This window comes from Vibrio sp. 10N.222.52.B7 (genome assembly GCF_041474275.1).
GTDB lineage: Bacteria > Pseudomonadota > Gammaproteobacteria > Enterobacterales > Vibrionaceae > Vibrio > Vibrio crassostreae_C.
Window position 1 is genome coordinate 1 of the sequence record NZ_JBFRTU010000254.1, and the last position, 322, is coordinate 322.

The window sequence follows — 322 nt, forward strand, 5'->3', positions numbered from 1 at the left end:
ATTACTTAGTTACTTTAAGAACTGGAGTTTCGCCAACAGTTACAGAACCAGAAAGCTTGTTCAGCTCTTTGATTTCGTCCATGTTAGAGATAACAACTGGAGTAAGCGTAGATTTCGCTTTCTCTTCTAGAAGCGCTAGGTCGAAAGTGATGATAGTGTCACCAGCTTTAACAGATTGACCTTCTTCAGCTACGCGAGTGAAGCCTTCGCCTTTAAGTTCAACTGTATCGATACCGAAGTGAACGAAAAGCTCAACACCGTCGTCAGACTCGATAGAGAATGCGTGGTTAGTTTCGAAGATCTTACCGATAGTACCGTTAAC

1 protein-coding gene is annotated in these 322 nt (G+C 42.5%); it reads right to left on the bottom strand.

The features are described 5' to 3' along the window. Window position 1: 1 nt before the first annotated feature. Window positions 2-322, bottom strand: a 321-nt coding sequence (locus tag AB4512_RS22690) for a glucose PTS transporter subunit IIA (protein ID WP_372175793.1), incomplete at its 5' end; no start/stop codon positions are given.